This window comes from Dietzia sp. PP-33 (assembly GCF_033790845.1).
Taxonomy (GTDB): domain Bacteria; phylum Actinomycetota; class Actinomycetes; order Mycobacteriales; family Mycobacteriaceae; genus Dietzia.
Map to the genome: position 1 here is coordinate 234,062 of NZ_JAMYEI010000004.1, position 20,667 is coordinate 254,728.

General features: G+C 72.1%; 16 protein-coding genes and 1 tRNA gene. 7 read left to right on the forward strand and 10 right to left on the reverse strand.

Annotated elements, in window-relative coordinates:
- Positions 1-47: 47 nt before the first annotated feature.
- The 5 genes from NJE57_RS09240 to NJE57_RS09260 are packed head-to-tail and all read left to right on the forward strand — an operon-like array spanning position 48 to position 3,825.
- Complete coding sequence (locus NJE57_RS09240) at positions 48-800, forward strand: glycosyltransferase family 2 protein (RefSeq protein WP_319028104.1); 753 nt, start codon at positions 48-50, stop codon at positions 798-800.
- Positions 797-1,186: a DUF2304 domain-containing protein gene (locus NJE57_RS09245; RefSeq protein ID WP_319028105.1), complete on the forward strand. Its 390-nt coding sequence runs from the start codon at positions 797-799 to the stop codon at positions 1,184-1,186. Before NJE57_RS09240 ends, NJE57_RS09245 begins: the two co-directional genes overlap by 4 nt.
- The gene (locus NJE57_RS09250) at positions 1,183-1,458 is read left to right on the forward strand and encodes a hypothetical protein (RefSeq protein WP_319028106.1); all 276 of its coding nucleotides are present in this window, start codon (positions 1,183-1,185) and stop codon (positions 1,456-1,458) included. The genes NJE57_RS09245 and NJE57_RS09250 overlap by 4 nt, the downstream gene beginning before the upstream one ends.
- 13 nt (positions 1,459-1,471) lie before the next feature.
- Positions 1,472-3,103, forward strand: a complete 1,632-nt coding sequence (locus tag NJE57_RS09255; protein ID WP_319028107.1) for an alpha/beta hydrolase — start codon at positions 1,472-1,474, stop codon at positions 3,101-3,103.
- Between the two features lie 11 nt (positions 3,104-3,114).
- Complete coding sequence (locus NJE57_RS09260; RefSeq protein WP_319028108.1) at positions 3,115-3,825, forward strand: hypothetical protein; 711 nt, start codon at positions 3,115-3,117, stop codon at positions 3,823-3,825.
- A 28-nt stretch (positions 3,826-3,853) separates the two neighbouring features.
- On the opposite strand, the gene NJE57_RS09265 is transcribed toward NJE57_RS09260, so the two are convergent.
- From NJE57_RS09265 to NJE57_RS09275, 3 genes are all read right to left on the reverse strand, one after another.
- Positions 3,854-4,792, reverse strand: coding sequence for an SDR family NAD(P)-dependent oxidoreductase (locus NJE57_RS09265; RefSeq protein WP_319028109.1), 939 nt, complete (start codon positions 4,790-4,792; stop codon positions 3,854-3,856).
- An 88-nt stretch (positions 4,793-4,880) separates the two neighbouring features.
- Positions 4,881-6,965: a DUF6541 family protein gene (locus NJE57_RS09270; RefSeq protein WP_319028110.1), complete on the reverse strand. Its 2,085-nt coding sequence runs from the start codon at positions 6,963-6,965 to the stop codon at positions 4,881-4,883.
- A 77-nt stretch (positions 6,966-7,042) separates the two neighbouring features.
- Positions 7,043-8,962, reverse strand: a complete 1,920-nt coding sequence (locus NJE57_RS09275) for a hypothetical protein (RefSeq protein WP_319028111.1) — start codon at positions 8,960-8,962, stop codon at positions 7,043-7,045.
- Positions 8,963-9,022: 60 nt separating this feature from the next.
- On the opposite strand from NJE57_RS09275, the gene NJE57_RS09280 reads away from it, so the two are divergent.
- On the forward strand, positions 9,023-9,859 hold the full coding sequence (locus tag NJE57_RS09280; protein ID WP_319028112.1) for an HNH endonuclease family protein: 837 nt from the start codon (positions 9,023-9,025) through the stop codon (positions 9,857-9,859).
- A gap of 2 nt (positions 9,860-9,861) precedes the next feature.
- Here NJE57_RS09280 and NJE57_RS09285 read toward each other — a convergent pair whose 3' ends face one another.
- The 6 genes from NJE57_RS09285 to NJE57_RS09310 all read right to left on the reverse strand — a co-directional run bounded on the left by NJE57_RS09285 (position 9,862) and on the right by NJE57_RS09310 (position 15,432).
- Positions 9,862-10,707, reverse strand: coding sequence for a DUF1542 domain-containing protein (locus NJE57_RS09285; protein ID WP_319028113.1), 846 nt, complete (start codon positions 10,705-10,707; stop codon positions 9,862-9,864).
- Between the two features lie 93 nt (positions 10,708-10,800).
- Complete coding sequence (locus NJE57_RS09290) at positions 10,801-11,937, reverse strand: acyl-CoA dehydrogenase family protein (protein ID WP_319028114.1); 1,137 nt, start codon at positions 11,935-11,937, stop codon at positions 10,801-10,803.
- Positions 11,934-13,100, reverse strand: a complete 1,167-nt coding sequence (locus tag NJE57_RS09295; protein ID WP_319028115.1) for an acyl-CoA dehydrogenase family protein — start codon at positions 13,098-13,100, stop codon at positions 11,934-11,936. Before NJE57_RS09295 ends, NJE57_RS09290 begins: the two co-directional genes overlap by 4 nt.
- A gap of 6 nt (positions 13,101-13,106) precedes the next feature.
- Positions 13,107-13,910: a crotonase/enoyl-CoA hydratase family protein gene (locus NJE57_RS09300; RefSeq protein WP_319028116.1), complete on the reverse strand. Its 804-nt coding sequence runs from the start codon at positions 13,908-13,910 to the stop codon at positions 13,107-13,109.
- A 139-nt stretch (positions 13,911-14,049) separates the two neighbouring features.
- Positions 14,050-14,125: transfer RNA gene (locus NJE57_RS09305), tRNA-Thr, on the reverse strand.
- A gap of 95 nt (positions 14,126-14,220) precedes the next feature.
- Complete coding sequence (locus tag NJE57_RS09310) at positions 14,221-15,432, reverse strand: DNA polymerase III subunit delta' (protein WP_319028117.1); 1,212 nt, start codon at positions 15,430-15,432, stop codon at positions 14,221-14,223.
- Positions 15,433-15,504: 72 nt separating this feature from the next.
- On the opposite strand from NJE57_RS09310, the gene NJE57_RS09315 reads away from it, so the two are divergent.
- A complete protein-coding gene (locus NJE57_RS09315) occupies positions 15,505-17,088 on the forward strand; it encodes an adenylate/guanylate cyclase domain-containing protein (protein WP_319028118.1) in 1,584 nt (527 codons plus the stop codon).
- Between the two features lie 213 nt (positions 17,089-17,301).
- On the opposite strand, the gene topA is transcribed toward NJE57_RS09315, so the two are convergent.
- Positions 17,302-20,277 carry a type I DNA topoisomerase gene (gene topA, locus NJE57_RS09320; protein WP_319028119.1) on the reverse strand — a complete coding sequence of 992 codons (2,976 nt, stop codon included), beginning with the start codon at positions 20,275-20,277 and terminating at the stop codon, positions 17,302-17,304.
- Positions 20,278-20,667 lie beyond the last annotated feature (390 nt).

The following is a 20,667-nucleotide window of genomic DNA, read 5'->3' on the forward strand; positions in this document are numbered from 1 at the left end:
CGTCTCGTCACCGGTTTGTCCGTTCGATCGCATAGTATCGACCGGCGATGAGCAGTGACAGTGAGCGGCTTCCAGAAGGCGACGCGGCGGACGGGGGCGATCCCGTGGACAACCGTGACGTCTGGCTGATCGTCCCGTGTTTCAACGAGGGCACCGTGATCGAGGAGGTCCTCACCGCCGCGCGCGAGACGTTCCCCAACATCGTGGCCGTGGATGACGGGTCTGCCGACGAGTCGGCGGCGGCCATCCACGACGCGGGTGCCCATCTGGTCCGACACCCCGTCAACCTGGGCCAGGGAGCCGCCATCCAGACCGGGGTCGAGTACGCACGCGCCCAGCCCGGCGCCCGGTACTTCGTCACCTTCGACGCCGACGGACAGCACCAGGTCAAGGACGTGCTCGTGATGCTCGAGCGGGTGCGGAGCGAGCCGGTGGACATCGTGGTGGGCACCCGCTTCGGCCGTCCCCGCCGCCAGGGTGACCAGGTCCCGCTGATCAAGCGGATCGTGCTCCGGACCGTGGTGATGCTCAGCCCCCGCACGCGGCGACTCGGCCTGACCGACGCCCACAACGGGCTGCGGGTGTTCAACCGGCGGGTGGCCGATGATCTCAACCTGCGCATGAACGGCATGAGCCACGCCAGTGAGTTCGTCGAGCTCATGGACAGCCGCGGGTGGCGCGTGGCCGAGCAGCCCGTCGACATCCTCTACACCGAGTACTCCATGTCGAAGGGGCAGTCGCTGCTCAACGGGATCAACATCCTCTCCGACGGATTCGTGGGAAAGAGGCTGCCCGGATGATCAAAGCCCTCCTGTTACTCGCCGGCGCCGTGCTGGTGGCGTTCTTCCTGGCCAACCGTCGCAAGGCGCGGGCCAAGGCCGGCGTCAAGATCGGCTTCGTGCTGTTCGTGGTGTTCATGGTCTACGCCGTGATGCGTCCCGACGACCTCACGGTGGTGGCCAATGCGCTCGGGGTGCAGCGTGGCACCGACCTGGTGCTGTACGCGCTGGTCATGGGCTTCGCGTTTGTCACCGTCTCCACCTACGTGCGGTTCCGAGAGCAGGAGCTGCGCTACGCGCGTCTGGCCCGCTCGATCGCCCTGCGCAGCGCGGTGCGGCCGGAGGACGAGCCCGACCCCGGTGCGGTGAGGCCGGCCCCGGACGACGACGACCCCCTGCGTCGATGACCGGGCGGCCGGTCCCCGGCGCGGACGTGCGCGGGGAGGCGGCCCGGCTCGCGGTCCGGCTCGAGGTGGCCCGGGAGAGACTCGACGCCGCCCGGCGGCCGGGGATCGACGACGACGACGAGGTCCGCGCCCTCCTGGGCCCCGCGGCCGACAGGATCGCTCGACTGCACGGGATCGCCCGGGAACTCGCGGACGGGACGACCCCGGACGCCTCGGCCGCGACAGCCGCGAGCGAGCTGGCCGCCACCCAGCCGACGCGACGACCCCGATGACGCGACCACCCCGATGACCGGTGCACTTCCGGAGGATCCGCCACCACCGCAGGTCCGGCGGCTGCTGGAGTTGGCGGTTCGCGTGACTGCGGCCCGGGACGCGCTGGTCACCGCGCGGGACGCGGTGGCGTCGTCACCGACCCGCTCCCCCGCGCTCACCGCCCTGGCCGCCGCGATCGACGGCGAGGCCCGGGGGCTCGCCGAGGTCCTCGCCGGTGTCTACCGCCTGGTCGAGCTCGCCGAGGATCTCTGGGCCGACCTCGATGGTCCGGACCCGGTGCCGCCCGCGGACCGCGACGGTCTGCGCGCGTCGTTGGACCGGGCCGTCGAGAACGCGCTCGCCGACCTGGCCCGGTTGGCCTGGGTGCGCCCGGCTGAGGGCGCGAGCGGGAGCACGAGCACCGGCGCGGTCGCGGGCGGCCTCGACACCCGGGCAACGGTCGAGTCCTGGGCCGGGGCGACCGCCGACGAGGTGTACTCGAGCGTCGAGCACATGAGTACCGCCGACCGGCGACTGCTCGCGCTGGCCGAGCCGGAGGCCGTGGGCGGGACCTATGGTGTGCCGTGGGCGGTCCGGGCGCGCGCGAACGCCGTGGCCGTGCGCGCGGCGCTGCACCGGGAGCAGATGGCGGGGACACCGTGGAGTCCGCGGATCGGGAGGCTGGAGACCATGGCGCGGCGGGACCCTCGTCGTCGTCGTCGGTCTTTCGTGGGGTTCTCCGCCCGACGGGGCGGGCGGATGATCGAGGTGGTGGGCGAGCTCGGCCCGTTGACGGAGGCGGTCGCTGTCTACGTCCCCGGAACGGGCACCAACCTCGACATGTCCCACGTCAACACCGACGTCGCGGTCGATCTGGTCGCGGCGGGCGGTGGGCGGCTCGTCGTGATCGCGTTCCTGGACGGCGAGTTCCCGCAGGACATCATGGCCGACGCGGGCCGACCGCGGTACGCCGAGGCGATGGCGCCCCGACTCGTCCGGTTCTGCCGGGAGGTGGACCGGGCGGTGGAGATCGAGTGCCCGGGCGCCGCGCTGACCGTGGTGGGGCATTCCTACGGAGGACGGATCGTGGGGACGGCGGAGCGGCTGGGGTTGCGCGCCGACCGGGTGGTCTACGCCGAGTCCCCGGACCTGGGGGTGGGCGTGTCCGGGCCGGCGGACTGGCGCGCCCCAGGCCCGGTGCGCCGGTTCTCCTTCACTGCACCCGGAGACCCGGTGGAACTGCTGCAGGTCAGATTCGGCCTGCGGAGACCCTGGTCCACCTCCGACCTCTCCGACGGCGCCACGCGTCTGGACACCGGGTACTTCGCGGACGGCACGCCCGTCTACGGCACCCGCGGACACGGCGGGGTGTTCGACCGTGGCTGCGGCGCGTTCGAGGCGATGCTCGCCGTGATGCTCGGCGGCTCGGTGCCGCTGTGGCGGGACCGCGAGATCCGGGCGCGGCACACCCGGGTCGGCCGGGGTGATGACGGACGGCTCCTGCCCGTCGTGTGGCGCCACGTGAGGGGGCTGTGGCTCCACCGGGCACACGACCCGTACGCCGACGCGGAGGTCCTGTGGGAGGCGCCCGAACGCCGTGTCCCGGTTCCGGTGTCGACACGCGCGGGGTCGCGCGGGCTTGTCCCGGGCGCCGGAAGTGGCTGATACTGGGGCCCATGGCTCTGCGCGACTCCCGATTCTCCAGCCCCTCCGCGACCGCCCTGGGGATGGGCGCGCTGGGCGTGGTGTCCGTCGGTCTGATCTCGACCGGCCTCTGGTACGACTCTCACCGCAGCGCACAGGCGGTCGAGCGGGCGCGCGAGCAGGTGTCCACCGCTCAGACCTCACAGGTCACCCCGGAGCCCGTCGCCGTGACCACCTCCGAGCGGGCCACCGAGAGCAGCACACCCGCGTCGAGCACCGAGGGTTCAGAGGCCCCGGCGCCGGCCGAGGACGACGCCGGGGCCGGTGAGGTGACCGTCCCGTCCGCGGTGCCCGTGCCCCCGACGGCGGCGCCCCGGGCGGCCACCGCCCCGCAGCCGGTCCGTCAGGCACCGGTGCAGCCCGCGATACCGGCAGCGGCGAACCCGCCCGCCGCGGCCGGCGGTGGCACCGCCACCACCACCGACGCGCCCATGGGCACCGGCGCGACGGCCGGGGAGCCCCCCGTGGAACCCACCGAGCCCGCGGAGCAGGAGATCACCCAGCCTGTCGAACCGGGCCGCGCGCCGGGCGCCCTCCCGGGGTTCATCGACCTGGTGCGCCCGTTCCTGCCCCAGGCCAACGTGGCCCAGCCGGCACCGGTAGCGGACGATGGTGCGGCTGACGACGCCGCGGACGACGGCACCGACGGCGACAGAGCGGCGGCGACGGGAGACGCGGGCTGACCCGCCCGCGAGGCCGGGGCCCGCGGATTCAGTCGCGGAAGTAGTCCACGGTGCGGGCGACGCCCTCGCCGATCGACACCTGCGGCGTCCACCCGAGAACCTCGGCTGCCCGGGTGGCGTCCAACGCCGATCGCGCGACGTCGCCCAGGCGTGCGGGGGCGTACTCGGGATCATCGGCCGACCCGACGGCCTCGGCCACCAGGCTGTGCAGCCCGCGGTCGGAGGTCTCGACACCGGTGCCCACGTTGAACCGCTGACCGGCCGCGGCGGGGACGGCGGCGGCCCGCACGAACGCGTCCACCACGTCGTCGACGAACACGTAGTCGCGGGTGTTGCCGCCGTCGCCGAACACGCGGGTCGGCTGACCGGCGAGCAGTCGCTGGGAGAAGATCGCCACCACCCCGGCCTCCCCGTGCGGGTCCTGTCGCGGCCCGTACACGTTGGCCGGCGCCACCCCGGCCCACTCGATGCCGTACAGGCGGGCGAACATCTCCAGGTAGATCTCGCCCGCGACCTTGCCCGCCGCGTACGGGCTCAGTGGGTCGACCGGGCGGGACTCGGCCACCGGGAGCTCGGTGACGGGACCGTAGATCGACCCGCCGGAGGAGGTGAAGACGATCCGCCGCACCCCGGCCCGGCGGGCGGCCTCGGCCAGCCGGACGGTACCCACGACGTTGACCTCGGCGTCGTGGACCGGGTCCTCCACCGACAGACGGACGTCGATCTGCGCGGCCAGATGGAACACGACCTCGGGCCGGGCCTGCGCCACCAGGTCGCCGATCGCCGGGTCGGTCAGGTCCAGCTCGTGGAAGACGAACCGGGGACCGGCCTCACGGGCCCCCGCGAGGTTCTCCGGCCGGCCCCGGGACAGGTCGTCGACGACCGTCACCTCGTGCCCCTCGGCCAGCAACCTGTCCACCAGGGTCGACCCGATGAACCCGGCCCCACCCGTCACCAGTGCCCGCATCCAGATCCCCTCCCGGTGTCCGGCGACCCCGCCGCGGCGCCCCGTCAGGCGACCGCCTCACAGGATACGACCGCCCACCATCGAACAGTCACTCCGCACCGTACAGCTCGGTCGCGCGGGTCAGGGGGGTACGCCGGTCCGGCGGGAAGGGCGAGTCTGCCAGGACCCGTGCGAGCTCGGCATCGGTCAGGGCGGCGCGGACCGCGAAGATCCGCACCTGGGAATCCGAGTAGACCTTGGCCAGGCCCGGGGTCTGGTCGAGCCGGAGCAGGCGCTCGTTGGGCTTCTGGAACCCCCAGTAGTTGGGCGGACTGACGTACACGTACGTCACCCCCAGCTCGGCGATCACGGCGTCGACACGCGGGTCCGTCCCGGCCCTGTCCATGGCGCCGAACAGATAGGTGGTCAGTGGCGCGGCGCGGCCCGATTGCAGGTAGTGCCGGGCGGTCGACGGCAGGCCGTGCGTCGCGTACATCCAGCCCGAACCCTCGTCGGGGTTGGTGTAGATCAGCCCCGAGTACGCCTGGGGTTGTTCGGCGAGCCAGTCGAAGGCACGCAGGTCGTGGTGGTCGACCATCCGTCCCCACCGTTGGCTCACGCCGGCCGCGGCCGCGTACTCGGGCGAGGCCTGCACGACCCACGATCCGGTCGCCACCAGCGCGACCAGCGCGAGCATCACCCGCAGAGCGCCCGAACCGGTCCCGCGCGGGTCGGTGACCGGGTCGATCAGCCGCGCCGCCCACCCCGCCAGCGCCTGGACCGCCACGCCCACTCCCACGCCCACCGCGGCAGCCACGACGAGCGCGAGGAGCACCCCGATCCGGCGCGGGTCGTTGTAGTAGATGCTCCCGATCCCGCGGAGCACGCCGCCCGTCCAGTTCCCGAACACGTTCATAGAGTTGACGCACACCACCAGCAGCCCGCCCCACAGCAGGATCGGCCACAGGACCAGGCGGCGGAGCATGACGATCACCCCGAGGGCGGCCAGGGAGAGCAGCACCCAGCGCACTCCCCAGTCCTGGACGTGGCGCACCTGCAGGGCAACGGCCTTGCCCCAGGTGGCGGCGCGGTCGGCGTCGATCTGGAACTCGAAGGCCGAGATCGCGTCCGCGTCCTCGGAGACGGTGAGGACCTGGGGCAGCAGCGTGAGCACACCCGCCAGGCCGACCCCGGCCAGCACGATGAAGTCCCGCAGCCGTCCCCTGACCGGGCGCCACAGCCCCTCGAACAACCACCAGAACAGCACGAACACCGCGGCGGTGACCATGGCCGACGGGTGGATGCCCCCGACGCCGACCAGGCCGAGCGCGGCGGCGGGCACGAGACGTCGGTCGGCCAGCGAGGCCACCACGACGGCGGCCACGAGTCCCGCCAGCCCGTTGGCGACCCCGGACGGGGTCGCGGCCACCATCACCTCGACGAACGGCAGCCCGGGGAACAGCGGGGTGGCCATGGCCGCGACCGCGGCCGAGGTGGCGACGGCGGGCCGGGAGAAGTGGCGGTGGGTGATCAGCCATGCCAGCGCGGCCACTCCCAGCGGGAAGACCAGGGCCATGGTGCCGATCTGCACGAGGTTGTAGGTCTCGACCGCCCCGATGCCGCGCAGACCCATGACCAGGGCGGCGACCGCGTGCCAGGTGCTCGGGTAGTAGAGGGTGGCCCCGTTCTCCGGGTAGCGCAGCTCTCCCGCATGATCGGGCGAGGCCAGCCCCTGCTCGTGGATGAACTGGATGTAGTTGGCGTGCCAGTGGGCGTCCCAGCCCTGGAAGATGTTCGCCGTGCCGCCCGGGGTGGCCGAGAGTTCGGTGAGGATCATCTGCCCGATCAGCCACGCACTGACCGGGACCGAGGCGGCCGGCAGCAGCCACCACCACGAGCGCCGGCGTTCCGGGCGCGCGGTGGCCCGGCCCCTGCGGCGGCGGCGCCACCACGACGTCGCGGTGATGACGAGTCCGATCGCCCCGACCACCGCTGCGGTCAGCGCCGTGGCGACCGCGTACCCGACCAGGGACCAGGGCACGCCGGCCTGGCCGTAGGCGTAGGTGGAGATCGCGACGACTCCCGCGGACACGGGGACAGCCGTGCCCGCCGCCAGCCTGAGGGGCAGTCGCGCGGCCAACCCCACGATCAGTCCGGGGACCACGAGAAGTGCGGTGAGGGTCAGCATGACCATCGCGATGTCGATGACCCGCCTCCGTCCCTGTCGTCCTCATCCGATCCGCCCATTATGGGCCACCCGCCCCGCCGGCCTCAGCGCGGCACGAGCACACCGACCGGTCCGCTACCGATGCACAGCTCCTCCACTCCGCCCCGGGGGGTGAGCGTGACCCCCGTACCGGAGCCCTCGACGCGCACGAACACCGTCGCCAACCCCGCCGTCACGGGCACCTCCACCTGGTCGCCCTCGTCCAACCGCACCTCGACGGTGCCGTCGGAGTCGGCCAGGTAGTTCAGTCGCAGGACCCAGTCGCGACCCAGCAGCGGCCCGTCCAGCCCGATCCGCGTACCTCCGGCGTCGATCCGGTGTCCGCACCCGGGCTCCGGCCCCTGGCCGATGGTCCGGCCGGGGACCACGTCGGCCGGATGCAGCCGGCCGGCCGCGTCCACCACCACGGGCTCCGTCGTCCACGCCCCGATCGGCGGCAACCCGGGCACCCCGGCGAGGACGGCGGCCAGGCGGTTGGCCGGCGCCGTGACGGGCAGCAGGACCTCGGGCGGGACGTCCGCCTGCAGCATCGGGGCGTCGCGCGCGCGGAGCGCGTCGACCAGCGGGAGGAGGTAGTCGCGGGAGGGTTGTTCAGCCCAGGCCTCGCGGTAGGTCGCCGTGGAGATCGACGACGACGAGACCACCACCACGACGAGCCCCGCCAGTACCCACGGCTCCCGTCGGGCGGCGGCGCGAGGGAGCGGCCCCTCGCGCCGGGGTGCGGCCAATGCGAGTGCCAGCACCGCGGCCAGGACGATCACCGAGTCGGCGTGATAGCGCAGCGTCTGCACGATCTCGGCGGCGGTGTCCGGTCCGAAGCGGCCCACCGCCACCATGAGCACCGACGCGGTCGGGTAGAGCGCCGCCACCACCCACGCCGGCCCCGTGCGCTCGCGGGTCAGCAGCGACCACGCGAGGACCAGCACACACAGCAGGGCGCCGGCCACCACGGCGAGCGCGGACGGGTCCGCCATCGGCGGCCCCGGGTGCCAGCGCTCCCACCGCCACGGGCCGCCCGCCAGCGTCGGCCCCACCGCCAGTCGGTAGGCCTTGTCGATCAGCGACCACAGGCCCGGCCCCGGCCCGTCGGAGTCGCTGGGGACCAGTCCCCCGCCGGCCCGCCCCACGGTCAGCGCGAAGAGGGCCGCCCATGCCACCAGCACCGCCGCCTGCGCCGCCCACATCCACCGGGTGGTGCGCCACAGCGCCGTCCCGGTCGACGCGGCGGCGCCCATCCGTGCGCGGCCGCCCACCTCGTCGTCGTGATCGGCCCGCCCGGTCCACCACCAGCACGCCAGCACGGCGGCCGCCACCACCGGCACCAGGACCGCCTTCTCCACGAACAGCAACCCGGCGGCGGTCGCCAGGACCGCGCCCACCGCGTGCCGGCGCCGTCCCGTCTCGGCCAGCCGGATGGTCGAGGCCACCGCCCAGGCCATGGCCGCCGCCAGCGGAAGCGAGTTGAGCGCCGCCGCCCACCAGGTGGCGGCCGGCAGACCCAGCGGGATCGCCAGCGCGAGGAGCAGCGGGGCCAACAGCACCGCGCGGCCCCGCAGCAGCACCCACAGCATGCGGGCGAGCGCCGCTCCGGCGACCAGCTGCAGCAGTGCGATCTGCAGCAGCGGCATCCGGAAGTCCAGGGGCGCGACATGGGCCGCGATCCACACCAGCGCCATGCCGCCGGGCATCAGGTGGCCGTCGTGGTCGGTGAGCAGGAAGCCGGGGTCGGGCAGGCGGTGCGCGGCGGCGTGACCGTGCAGGAGCAGGTCGTCCCAGTAGAACCAGCCCGCGGCGGCCACCCACGTCCGGATCGCCGTGGCCGCCACGATGATCACCGCGCACGCCGCCGCCAGCCCGCGGGTCCGCCGGGTGGGGGCGGTGCGCGACCGGTGGCCTGCAGGCGGCTGCGGGTCTGTGGGCGACTGCGGGTCTGTGGGCGGCTCTGGATCGGTCCTGGACGGCATCGGCGTCAGCGTAACCGTCCGGTCGGACTCGGTGTCGGACCCTGTCGATAGGGTGCGAACATGGCCTCACGAACCCCTCTAGTCTCTCGCACCACTCGTGTCACGGTGGTGTCGGTGCTGGCGGTCCTCGTCCTGGCCGGGTTGGGCCGCTGCGCGGATGTCGAGCCGGACCCGGGCGGCGAGGTGGGGATGCCCGTCTCGTCGTCGTCCCTCGCCGCTCCGGTCCCTCCTCCGGCGCCGGACCCGGCGGCTCCGCCCGCTCCCGAACCCCCGCCGCCCGCACCGCCCGCGCCACCGGAGGGCGTCCCGCCGGGCGATCCGATGGTCGCCGAGGCGAAGGTGCTGCTGGCGCAGCTCGAGATCAAGGGGCGCGCACCGAGAACGGGGTACGACCGCGACCTGTTCGGGCAGGCGTGGTCCGACGACGTCTCCGCCGAGTTCGGGCGCAACGGGTGCGACACGCGCAACGACATCCTGCGGCGGGACCTGCAGGAGATCACGGTGCGGCCCGGGACCCGGGACTGCGTGGTTCTCACCGGTGTCCTGAACGGCCCGTACACCGGGGAGCGGATCGACTTCGTCCGCGGTCAGGCGACCTCGACCGCGGTGCAGATCGACCACGTGGTGGCGATGTCCGATGCCTGGCAGAAGGGGGCGCAGCAGCTCACCGGGGACCAGCGTCGCGAGTTCGCCAACGATCCCCTCAACCTGCTGGCCGTGGCGGGGCACTCCAACCAGGCCAAGGGCGCCGGCGACGCGGCCACGTGGCTACCCCCGCGAAGGGAGTTCCGCTGCTCCTATGTCTCCCGGCAGGTCCTGGTCAAGGAGCGCTACGGGCTGTGGGTCACGCAGGCCGAGCACGAGGCCATCGATCGGATCCTCTCCGGCTGCGGCTGAGGTCAGAAATCGAACAGGCCGCCGTCGAAGAAGCCGCCGCCGCCCCCGCCGTCGCCACCGAACAGTCCGCCGTCGAAGAAACCGCCGCCGTCGCCGCCGGCGTCACCGCCACCGTCGCCGCCCATGAGGCCGCCGTCGAAGAAGCCTTCCCCGCCGTCGCCGCCACCCATGTCGCTGACGTCCGCGCCGCCCTCGCCGACGCCGGATGCGAAGTCCTCGCCGGAGTAGCCGACGCCCGACATCCCGGCGAACATCATGTTGAACATCATCATCGAGCCCATCATCCACATACCCGTGGAGAGGGCGGAGGCCCACCACGGCTCCGAGTACCACCCGGCGGGCACCGGTCGACCGGCCACCACACCGCCCGGGTAGTAGTGCGGGGTGTCGTCGCTCGGATCGGTGGCGGCCTTCATGGTCCGGCCCTCGACGTCGACCTCCCGGTCCTCCGTCACCTTGCCGGCGCGTTCCTGCCCGTCGGTCGTGGGCAGCTCCGGCCCGGGGTCCAGTCCCATCGCCGACCGGGCGGCCCGGATGTAGTAGAGCCCCTCGATGGCGGTGTCCTTGGCCAGCCGCGCCTGCACCGGGGTGCGGGCGTTCTCGAGCTCCGTCACGGCCGCGGTGTAGCGCTCGGAGGCATCGGCCATGGCCTGCTTGGAGGCCTCGTCGGTGCCGTCGAGGTTGAACACCTGACCGCCGAGCCGCTCGACCCACCGCGTGGCCTCGGCGCGGTGGTCCTCGAGGTGACGATTGTCGTGCGCCTGCAGCTGCGTCTGGCCCTTGTTCTGGCTGCGCGAGACCACGGCGACAGCGACCGCGATCACTGCGGCGATGAGGAGGAATTCCACGGGTCGACCTTTCTCGGTACTACTTGTCCAGGGTACCGAGATCGGCGGCGGTCGGTCAGCGAGCAGTCAGCGGCCGGTCTGCGGCCCCGGAGCTCAGCTCCCCGTCACGCGGTCGAGCCATGCGGCCGCGCCACCGTGGACGGGGGCGCCCTCGACGATCATGGGCCACGCGCCGTCCATGCCGCCGGCCAGCGCCGCGTCGGTGAGCCGGGCCTCCCAGAAGGCCGCCGATCCGAACTCCCCGCGCCACTGCAGCGCGGGCAGGGTCAGTCGGTGCAGGGTGTGTTCGTGGGTGGTGCCGATCGCCCCGTGGACCTGGTGGGCGTTGCGCACCGCGACGGCGACGGCCTGGGAGACCACGCTGCGGGCCACGGCCACCCGGAAACCCGACAGCGGCCCCCCGAGGTCGGTGTGCAGCGCGTCGGCGACCGCCTGGTCGACCGCCGCGCGGGCCAGGACGGTCTCGGCGGCGATGTCGACGACGAGGTTCTGCACGGACTGGAACCTGGCCAGCGCCCGCCCGAACTGTGTGCGCTCGGTCGTGTGCGCGATCGCCGCGTCGAGCATCCCCTCCGCGGCGCCCACGCACTGCACCGCCCGGGCGAGTGCTCCGCGCAGGACCGCCGTCTCCACTGAGGCGGCGTCGACCGCGGTCCAGTCCGCGTCGTCCGGAGGGGTGAGGTCGCCCAGCGGCACCGCGGAGGTCCCGTCGGTGGCGGCGACCTGCGCCCGGTCGGTCGCGACGTCCGCTACCTCATACCGCCGTGCTTCGTCGCCGGTGCCCGTTGACCTGCGCACGCACAGCACGCGGTCCGTGGCACCGGCCCAGGCCACGCGGCGGGCACGGCCCCCGGCGCCCAGGACGGCGAGGGTCGCCGTACCCGGGCCGGAGTCGTCCAGGCCGGCGGCGCGGCGCAGGGGCCCGACGACGAGGTCGGTCTCGGCATACGGGACCGCGACCCCCGCGGCGGCCGACAACCGCAGCAGCGTCGCGGCCTCGGCCCACCCCGCCCCACTGCCGCCGGCGTCCTCCGGGGCGGTGAGCCTGCCGATGCCCACCTCGGACAGCGCCCGCCACACCGCGGCCGCGTCGGGCTCCACGGTGGGTCCGGAGAACTGCGCCAGGACACCCGCCATCATCGACTCGAGGTCCTCGTCCACGCCGAGGTCCACGGTCACTGTGGCCTCGTTTCTCGCGGGATCCTGGTGGCCCGCCCGGTGCTCGGTCATCGCATCCCCAGTCCTCGCGCGATCACACCGCGCAGGATCTCGTTGGTCCCGCCCCGCAGCGTGAAGCCGGGCCGCTGGTGCAGTCCCGCGCGGAGCAGATCGGTGAGTTCGGAGGCGGCCGCGTCACCCTCCCCCGGCGAGAACTCGTCGCCGAGCCGGGCGGAGACCACGTCCACGATGTCGCCCTCCGTGGTGGTCCCGAGCAGTTTGACCAGCGCTGCGGCGTTGTCGGCGGGTTCGCCGCGTTGGAGTGCCCCGGCGATGTTCTGGCTCAGGGCGTGCAGGCCCGCCATCCGGGCGACCGAGCGTCCGAGGTCCGTGCGGGCGGGCAGCCGCCCCTCGGCTGTCGCGCCGATCTCGGCCGCGAGCAGACGGAACGAGGACAGGAACCGTTCCGGTCCGCTGCGCTCGAAGGCCAACTCGGAGTTGACCTGGTCCCACCCCTGCCCGAGCGTGCCGAACACCCGGGACTCGGGGACGAACACCTCGTCCAGGACCACCTCGTTGAAGTGGTGGTCTCCGGAGAGGGACACGATCGGGCGGATGGTGACGCCCTCACCGCGCAGGTCGACGATGAACTGGCTCAGTCCCGCGTGGCGGTCGGAGGTGTCCAACGGCTCGGTGCGGGCCAGCGCGATGAACGCCTCCGCGTGCTGCGCGCCGGAGGTCCACACCTTCGTCCCGGTGACAGCCCATCCCCCGTCGACGCGGACTCCCTTCGTCCGCACGCTGGCCAGGTCGGAGCCGGAGTCCGGTTCGCTCATCCCGATGCCGAAGCAGCACTCACCCGCGGCGATCCGGGGCAGGAACTCGCGCTTCTGTTCCTCGGTTCCGTACCGCAGCAGCGAGGGAGCGATCTGACGGTCGGCGACCCACTGGGCGGCCACGGGCGCGCCGACCGCGAGGAGTTCCTCGGTGACCACGAAGCGCTCGAGGTGGGTACGGCCCCGACCTCCGTACTCGGTGGGGATGGCCATTCCCACCCACCCGCGGTCTGCGAGCCTGCGGGTGAAGTCCTCGTCCCACCGGGTGAGCCACGTGTCGATCCAGGGCGTGAGCCTGCCCGCGTCGATCTCCTCGGCGAGGAATGCGCGGACCTCCGCGCGCAGTGCGTCCATGTCCGCCGAGGCGAGGGTGGTCGGCGGAGCGAGTGGGGATCTCATCCGGCCCTACCTGCCCGTGTACTCACCGGGGCGCTTCTCACCGAACGCGGTGAGTGCCTCGCGGTGGTCCTCGGTGTGGTGCGCGAGCGCCTGCATGGTGGCCGAGAGCTCGAGCAGCGACTCGAGTGACTGGTGCTGGGACTCGCGGAGCAACCGCTTGGCCATCCGGACCGCGTGCGGCGGGTTCTTGGCCACCCGCGCAGCCAGTGCACGAGCCGCCTCGAGCAGGTCCTCGGGCGCCACGACCTCGTTGACCAGGCCCCACGCGGCGGCCTGCTCGGCCGTGACCCGGTCGCCGGTGAGCGCCATCTCCGCCGCCCGCGCCGGTCCGATCGCCTTGGTCAGCAGCCATGCACCGCCGTCGCCCGGGATGATCCCGAGCTGGACGAAGCTCTCGGCGAACCACGCCGTGGTCGAGGCCACCCGCAGATCGCACATCAGCGTCAGGTCGCACCCCGCACCGACGGCGGGTCCGTTGACGGCCGCGATCACCGGCACCTCACAGTGATAGAGCGCCCGGGGGATGCGTTGGATCCCCCGGCGGTAGCCGTCGCGGAGCTCGTACGGGCTGCCCCCGAACATCCCTGCCTTGTCCACCATGTCCTTGACGTTCCCGCCCGCCGAGAACGCCGGACCCGCGCCGGTGAGCACGACCGCCCGGACATCGAGATCACCGTTGACCTGTGCCACCCGGTCGCACAGGGCGTCGACCATCGCCGTGTCCGAGATGGGGTTGCGGGAGTCCGGCATGTTGAGAGTCCACGTCTCGATGTGGTCTGCGGACTCGACGAGCAGAGGGGAATCGGTCATGGGCACTTCCTTGTCACGGGGTCGACGGCCCACGCTATCCAATCCGGATGGCCGGCGTTGCCACGACGACGGACCGGATCCCAGCCGGTAAACGAAGCGACCCCCAACCTGAACGGTCGGGGGCCAGAAGGCGTTCTTATGGAGCCGCGTGTCGGAATCGAACCGACGACCTTTTCATTACGAGTGAAATGCTCTACCGACTGAGCTAACGCGGCGAGCCCTTGTGGGGCGACGCAACTATATACGACCGGCCCGCGCCGCCGAAAAACGACCGGCACCCCCGGGCCTCGCCGGCTTCACCCCTGCTGTCTCACACCAGCGCCTCGCGGATCGCCCCCACCATCGCGGACACCGCGAACTTGGGCTTGACGTTGACCTCGATCGCGGAGCGGCACTCCTGGATCGCCTCGATGGCCCGCAATACCGAGGCCGGACGGTAGTGCCCACCGAGGCGTGCCGACTCCGCCGCCTTGTCGGGGTGCACCGGGGACACCGTCGTCACCCCGAGACCTGCCATGAGCGCGTCCCGATAGAACCCGGCCAGGTCCACCAATGCCAGGTCGAGGGAGTCCCGGGTGGAACGGGTGCGTCGCGACTTCTGCGCCTTCTCCAACTCCTTGACCGCGCCCGCGGCTCCACGCCCCGCCGCCACTGCGCCCTTTCCTGTGCCACCGACGCCCATCGCGGTGCGCAGCTCCTCGACCTCCCGCTCGTCGCTCTCGGTGTTGCGGGTGACCGCCTCCTGCTCGGCGGCGCTGACGAGCCGGTCCGCCAGCGGGAACGCCCGGCCCGGGTTGTGCATGACCATGGGCAGCTCGAGCACCACGTCCCGGCGGTCCCGGGTGGCCTCGTCCGTGGCCAACCACCGGGCGCGCCCGATGTGCCCGGAGGAGACCGACGCCGCCCACCGTGCCCGCTCGGGGTCGATCCCGCCGCCGGCGAGCAGTGCACTCTCGACCGCGGCGGCGTCCGGCTGGCGCAGTGCGACGTTCCTGGACCGGGACCGCAGGGTCACCATGATGTCCATCGGGTCCGTGGTGGGCGAGCACAGCAGGAACACGGTCCGACTGGGAGGCTCCTCGACCACCTTGAGCAGCGCGTTGCCGGACTGCTCGGTGAGCCGGTCCGCCTCCTCCACCACCACGATCTGCCAGCGTCCGGTGCTGGGGCGGCTGGCGGCGCGGTGGATGGTCTCCTTGACGTCCTTGAGCAAGATGTTGACGCCCTGCGGAGCGAGCAGGTGGACGTCCGCGTGCGTTCCGGCCAGCACGGTGTGGCAGGAGCGGCACTCGCCACAGCCGACGGTCTCCGGGTGCTCGCACTGCAACGCGGCGGCGAAACACGTGGCGGCGACGCTGCGACCGCTCCCCGGCGGGCCGGTGAACAGCCACGCGTGGACCATCCTCGCGTCCGACTCCTCCCACCCCTGGCCCGGGACCCGCGCACGCGCGGACAGCGCCGCGGCGGTCAACTCCGCCACGACGTCGGCCTGGCCGGCCAATCGATCGAACACCCCTGGCATGGGCCCACCCTATCGCCGCTGTGCGACACACCTGCGTTCCCGTGACGACCTCCGGGAACTACCCTGGGCCCAATGGAGCGTTGGGTCAGGTTGTTCCGGTGGCTGTGGGCCACCCCCTGGCCCGTCTACGCCCTGACGATGGTGCAGGCCAACATCATCGGCGCCGTCTTCGTCTTCGCGTTCCTGCGCTTCGTCCTGCCGATGGACCGCTTCCTCGACCTCGAGGAGTTCCGGTTCCTCAACCAGTACCTGTTCATCGGCTACCTGGTCCTGGCATTCGTCGGCGGGGTCATCGCGTCGACGCTGTTGCTGCTGCCCGTCCTGCGGGTCGACCGCTCGGGCGAGGAGTTCGACGGGGAGATCCGCGACCGGGCCCTCCGGCTGCCGTACCACCAGGCACTCATCTCCGGCGCCATGTGGCTGATCGGAACCGTGGTCTTCGTGGTCGCCAACGTGGGCCACTCCCCCCGGCTCGCCCTCGTCGTGAGCGTGACGAGCATCCTGGGCGGGACCACCACCTGCCTCATCTCCTACCTCCAGGCCGAGCGGATCATGAGGCCCATCACCGTCCGCGCCCTCGCCCACGGGGTGCCACTCAACCGGCACGTCCCGGGCGTGCGGCGGCGGATCTTCCTGGGGTGGTCGCTGACCACCGTCATCCCCGTAGCCGGAATCCTGCTGATCCTCACCGGGCAGTGGGTCGGGCTGTTCGGTGACGACCCGGGGCACATCCTCGTGGCACTCGCGGTGATGGCCAGCGTCGCCGTGATCGCGGGCGCGATCGGTATGGGGTTGGTCTCGGACTCCATCGCCGACCCCGTCCGTGAGATGCAGGCGGGGGTCGGGCGGGTCAAGCAGGGCGACCTCGAGGCCCGCGTGACCATCTACGACAGCTCCGAGATCGGCCGGCTGGGCCAGGGATTCAACGAGATGGTGACCGGGCTGCAGGAGCGCGAGGCCATCCAGGACCTCTTCGGCCGCTACGTCGGTGAGGACGTGGCGCGGCACGCCCTCGAGCGGGGCACGGAGCTGGGGGGCCAGGAGCGGCAGGTGGCTGTGCTGTTCGTCGACCTGACCGGGTCGACGGAGTTCGCCGCCGCACACGAGCCGGCCGAGGTCGTGGCGGTTCTCAACGAGTTCTTCCGCATCGCCGTGGAGGCCGTCGACTCCAACGGCGGCTACATCAACAAGTTCCAGGGTGACGCCCTGCTCGCGGTGTTCGGCGCGCCCCTCGAGGTGGAGAACGAGGCCGGGCGGGCACTCCGGGCCGCGCGTGCCCTCCAGAGTCAGCTCTCCGGACTCTCCCCGCTCTCGGCCGGCATCGGGGTCTCCTACGGCACCGTGATCGCGGGTCACATCGGTCACGCCAAGCGCTTCGAGTACACCGTGATCGGCGACCCGGTCAACGAGGCCGCACGGCTGACCACCCTGGCCAAGTCCGAACAGGGTCACGTCCTGGCATCCGCCGCCGCGATCCGCAATGCGGACGCGCCCGAGGCGGCGAGGTGGGTGCTGGGTCGCAGCGTGGAATTGCGCGGACGCGGCATCATGACGCAGCTGGCCCGGCCGCTCCGGCCTACGTTGGCGGACCGGTGGCAGGCCGGGACCGTGGCACTGCGCCCCGACGCCGAGACGGTCGACGCCGCGGACACCTGATCACCACGGGCTGACATCGAGCGCCTCCCCCGCGGTTGGCGGACATCGTCCCGTGGATGGCGGACGAATATCGCGCTCCGGTGGCACCCGGACACCGCTCCTGCCCGCCAACCGGGAGAGGTTGTCCGCCAACCGCGGGGGTGGGCTGGGGTGGGCTGGGGTGGGCGGGGGTGGGCTGACGCGAGGTGGGGCGGGGCAGGGTTGCGTCGTCCGTCAGCGGCCCGCGGTGGCCTTCTTTGCCGGTGACTTCCGGGCCGGCGCCTTCTTCGCCGCGGCCTTCTTCGGCGGCGACTTGGCCCGCCGCTCCGAGAGCAGCTCCGAGGCACGGGCGTCGGTGAGCGTCTCGACCGTGTCGCCCTTGCGCAGGGAGGCGTTGGACTCCCCGTCGGTCACGTAGGGGCCGAAGCGACCGTCCTTGACCAGCATCTGCTTGCCGGAGACCTCGTCGACCCCCATCTCGCGCAGCGCCTTGGGCGCTGCGGCCTGCCGACCCCGACGCTTGGGCTCGGAGTAGATCTTCAGAGCCTCCTCGAGCGTGATGGTGAACACGGCGTCCTCGGAGTCCAGGGTCCGCGAGTCGGTGCCCTTCCTCAGGTAGGGCCCGTAGCGGCCGAGCTGCGCGGTGATCTCGTCGCCGCTCGTGGGGTCGACGCCCAGCACCCGCGGGAGCGAGAGCAGCTTGAGCGCCTCCTCGAGGGTGACCGTGGCCGGCTCCATCGACTGCATGAGCGACCCGGTCCGCGGCTTGGGGCCGGTGGGGTTGTCCGACTCCTTCTTGGCCTTGCGGGTCACGGCGGACTTGGCCTTGGTCGCGGCCTTCTTGGCCTCCGCCCTGGCCTCGTCGTCCTTCGCGGCTGCCATGGCGGCGTCGCGCTCGGCGTCGATCTTCTTCTTCTCCGCCTCGGCGTCGGCGAGCACCTTCTTGGCCCACTCGGCCTTCTCCGCGTCGGTGGGCTCGGGCAGCTTCTCGGTGACGTAGGGGCCGAACCGGCCGTCCTTGACCACGATCTCGTGCCCGGTCTCGGGGTCCACGCCCAGCGGGCGGCCGTCCTGCGGGGTGGAGAAGAGCTTCTCCGCCACCTCGAGAGTCAGCTCGTCGGGGCTCATCCCCTCGGGCAGGTTGGCGCGCTGCGACTCCTGCTCGCCGCCCTCCCCCTTGACCATGCGTTCGAGGTACGGACCGTAGCGTCCGACCCGGACGTGGACCGGGCGCCCCTCGGAGTCGTCGAAGACCCGGATGGAGTTGATACTGCGGGCGTCGATGGCCTCGAGGTTCACGTCGATGAGGTTCTTGAGCCCCACGGCGCGGTCCGCGTCCCCGGTCGAACCGGCACTCCCGGGGTCGCCGAAGTAGAAGCGACGCAGCCAGTCGTCGCGGTTCTCGCGCCCCTCGGCGATCTCGTCGAGCTCGTCCTCCATGAGCGAGGTGAAGTCGTAGTCGACCAGTCGGCCGAAGTTCTGCTCGAGCAGACCGATCACCGCGAAGGCCACCCAGCTGGGCACGAGGGCGTTGCCGCGGGAGTAGACGTATCCGCGGTCCTGGATGGTGCGGATGATGCTGGCGTAGGTGGAGGGGCGGCCGATGCCCATCTCCTCCATGACCTTGACCAGACTGGCCTCGTTGTAGCGGGCCGGCGGGCTGGTGGTGTGGCCGTCCGCGGACAGCTCCGAGCCCGTGAGCTGCTGGCCCTCGCTGAGCCGCGGAAGCCGTCGCTCGGCGTCGTCCGCCATGGGCTTGTCGGACGACTCGGTGGACTCCTCCGCGGCCTCGACGTACGCCTTGAGGAAGCCGGGGAACGTGATGGTGCGCCCCGATGCGGAGAACGTCGCCCGGCTGTACCCGGAGGGGTTCTCTCCCGCGGCGCCCGTGATCCGGATGCTCACCGAGGTGCCCTTGGCGTCGGCCATCTGGGAGGCGACGGTGCGCTGCCAGATCATTTCGTAGAGGCGGTACTCCTCGGCGTCCAGCACACTGTGGAGCTGGCCCGGGGTGGCGAAGGACTCACCCGCGGGACGGATCGCCTCGTGTGCCTCCTGCGAGTTCTTGACCTTGCGGGTGTACTGGCGCGGGGTCGGCGAGACGTACTCACTGCCGTACAGCTCCGTGGCCTGCGCCCGGGCGGCCGCCATGCCGCCCTCGGACAGGGTCGTGGAGTCAGTACGCATGTAGGTGATGTAGCCGTTCTCGTACAGCCGCTGCGCGATGCGCATGGTGCGTTCGGAGGTGTAGCGCAGCTTGCGGCCGGCCTCCTGCTGCAGCGTCGAGGTCATGAACGGTGCGTACGGGCGGCGGGTGTACGGCTTGGACTCCACCGAGTCCACGACGAACTCGGCCCCGTCGAGGGCGTCCGAGAGCGCGCGGGCCGCGGTCTCGCCGAGCACCACCGAGTCCTTGGCCGCCCCCGAGGACTTGAGCCTGCCGTCCTGCCCGAAGTCGCGGCCCTGGGCCACGCGGGCCCCGTCGACCGCGGAGAGGCGGGCGGTGAAACCGCGCGGCTCGCCGGCATCCCCGCCGGAGGCCTGCTGGGTGGTCAGCAGCGCGGTGATGTCCCAGTAGTCGGCGGCGACGAACGCCATGCGCTCACGCTCGCGCTCCACGATCACCCGGGTGGCCACGGACTGCACCCGACCGGCCGACAGCCGCGGCATGACCTTCTTCCACAGCACCGGGGAGACCTCGTAGCCGTAGAGGCGGTCGAGGATCCGTCGGGTCTCCTGGGCGTCGACCAGGTCGGTGTCCAGCTCGCGGGTGTTCTCGGCCGCGGCGAGGATCGCGGGTTTGGTGATCTCGTGGAACACCATGCGCTTGACCGGGACCTTGGGCTTGAGCACCTCGAGCAGGTGCCAGGCGATCGCCTCGCCCTCGCGGTCCGGGTCGGTGGCCAGCAGGAGCTGGTCCACGCCCGCCAGTTCCTTCTTGAGCTCGGCGACCTTCTTCTTCTTGTCCGCGCTCACCACGTAGATCGGCTCGAAGTTGTCCTCCGGGTTCACGCCGAGCCGCGCCCAGGGCTCCTTCTTGTACTTGGCCGGGATGTCCGCGGCGCCCTTGGGCAGGTCGCGGATGTGACCGACCGACGCCTCGACCACGTAGTCGGACCCCAGGTACGGCTGGATCTTGCGGGCCTTGGTGGCGGACTCGACGATCACCAGGCTCCGCTTTCCGCCCGATGCTGTCTGCTTGCTCGCCACTGAACTGCTCCCAACCTGCGCTGATCCGTCGATGACGCGCGTCACCGTCCTCCGGTCCCGGCTACGGTACGCGTGCCCGGGCCTGTCTATGAGAATTCATACCAGGCCACCGGCGCTCCACGAGAGTCGCGCACAACCAGGATGCGGCCCCCGTGTCCGCCGGCAGGTATCGGTGCCGCACCCCTCCCCCGTGCGGAGGTGACGGATGGTGCGCGGGCGCATCCTTATATATCTGTCGCTCTCCGCGGCGGATGACCTCGTCGTCGTCGGGCCCCTCCCCTCCCGGTCACCCCGCCGGGTGACCGCCCTGGCACCCGGCGTTTGGCACCAATAGACAGACCGGTCTATGGTGGGTGACGAGAGGCCACGATTCCCAACTGGAACGTGTTA